Here is a 1,818-nt window from a genome sequence, read left to right as displayed (position 1 = left end):
CCGCCGCACCCAGCGCGGCGAGGCCCACCAGCGTATCGGCCACGCGCAGCAGCGGCGCATCCGGTGCCGCGCCCGGCGGGTCGCGATCGACCAGCGCCGCTGCCGCGCCGCGCGCCAGTGCATCCGCCACGAATTCATGCCCGTCGCGGGCCGCACGCAGCGCTACGAACAGGTCGCCCGGCGCGATTGTCCGCGTGTCGATCGAAATCCCGCTCACGGCGACATCCGCCGCGAGCGTCCCGCCCGTCGCCGCGCGCAGCTCGGCCGCGGTCCAGAGCGCGGTCATGGCGCGAGGCCCGCCAGCCGCCGCACCACCGCCACATCGTCGAAGGGGTGGACGGTGCCCGCGATCTCCTGCCCGCTCTCATGCCCCTTGCCGGCCACCGCCAGCACGTCGCCCGCACGCAGGTCGGACAGCGCGGCGGCGATCGCGTCCTCCCGCGCGCCGGCGTCGATGGCGTCGGGCGCGCCCGCCATGACGGCGGCGCGGATCGCGGCGGGGTCCTCGCTGCGCGGATTGTCGTCGGTGATCCAGACCTTGTCGGCGCCGGCGGCGGCCGCCGCGCCCATCAGCGGGCGCTTGCCGGGGTCGCGGTCCCCGCCCGCGCCGAACAGCACGTGCAGCCGCCCATCCGTGTGCGGGCGCAGCGCGGCGAGCAGGCGCGTCAGCGCATCCGGCGAATGCGCGTAGTCCACATAGACCGCCGCCCCGTTCGCCAGCACCGCGGCGCGTTCCATCCGCCCGCGCACGCCGCGCAGTTGCGGCAGCGCGGCCAGCACGCGGTCCGCCGGCTGCCCCGCGCCGACCGCAAGCGCCGCGGCGAGCAGGGCGTTGTCCGCCTGGAAGCGGCCTGGCAGGGGCAGGCGGATCTCGTGCCGCGCGCCGAAGGCCAGGATCTCGAGGTCGAGCCCATCCGGCCGCGGCCTGGCGGCGACAAGGCGCAGCGCCTCCCCCGCATCGCCCACCGTCAGCAGGCGCTGCCCGCGCGTCCGCGCCGTCGCGCGCAGCGCGGCGAGCGTCTCGGCATCCATCTCGGTGCAGGCGGCCGCCGCTGCGCCGGCCGGCAGCAGCGTGTCGAACAGACGCAGCTTGGCGGCGCGATAGGCCTCCATCGTGCCGTGGTAGTCGAGATGATCGCGCGTGAGGTTCGTGAAGCCGGCCGCGGCCAGCACCACGCCATCGAGCCGCCGCTGGTCGATCCCGTGCGAGGAGGCCTCCATCGCCGCCGCGCCGAAGCCGGTGCGCGCGAGGGCGGAGAGCGTGGCGTGCAGCGCGACAGGATCGGGCGTGGTCAGCGACGGGCCGGGCGGAAAGCCTTCCGCGACGAGCCCGAGCGTGCCGAGGCTCGCCGCCTTCTCCCCCGCCGCGATCCAGATCTGGCGGAGGAAGTCGACCGTGCTCGTCTTGCCGTTGGTGCCGGTGACGGCGACGACGGTGCGCGGCTGGGCGCGGTGGAAGGCGGCGGCCATCAGCGCCAGCGTGCGGCGCGGATCGGCCGCGGTGATCAGCGGGCGCACCGGCACGCCGGGCGGCCATTCGGTGCCCTCGGGCGCCAGCACGACGGCGGCGCCGCGTTCCACCGCATCCGCGATGAAGGCGCGGCCATCGGCGCGCGCGCCGGGCAGGGCGGCGAAGACCATCCCCGGCACGACCGCGCGGCTGTCGGCGGTCAGCCCCGAGATGGGCTCCCCTTCTGGCGCGGTGGCGGCGAGGCCGGCGCGGCGCATCATCTCACCGAGGCGCAAGGCTCGCCTCCCGCTGCGGCGCGGTCTCGCGGGCGGCGGCGGGCGGGGCGGGGCGGGGCGGGGCGGGGCGCG

General features: G+C 77.3%; 2 protein-coding genes. Both read right to left on the bottom strand.

The features are described from left to right. Nucleotides 1-286, bottom strand: a 286-nt coding sequence (locus HW577_RS24475; protein WP_232475220.1) for a Mur ligase domain-containing protein, incomplete at its 3' end; no start/stop codon positions are given. Further along, nucleotides 283-1,731 carry a UDP-N-acetylmuramoyl-L-alanyl-D-glutamate--2,6-diaminopimelate ligase gene (locus HW577_RS24470; RefSeq protein WP_198378702.1) on the bottom strand — a complete coding sequence of 483 codons (1,449 nt, stop codon included), beginning with the start codon at nt 1,729-1,731 and terminating at the stop codon, nt 283-285. The genes HW577_RS24470 and HW577_RS24475, both read right to left, overlap by 4 nt. Nucleotides 1,732-1,818: the final 87 nt, after the last annotated feature.

Source organism: Neoroseomonas rubea (assembly GCF_016106015.1).
GTDB lineage: Bacteria > Pseudomonadota > Alphaproteobacteria > Acetobacterales > Acetobacteraceae > Neoroseomonas > Neoroseomonas rubea.
The sequence above is the reverse complement of the archived record's forward strand: the minus strand, read 5'-3'. Positions and strand labels throughout refer to the sequence as shown.

Bases quoted from the DNA above. Each gene is read 5' to 3' on its own strand.
- HW577_RS24470 (WP_198378702.1), bottom strand. From the start codon at position 1,731: ATGATGCGCCGCGCCGGCCTCGCCGCCACCGCGCCAGAAGGGGAGCCC.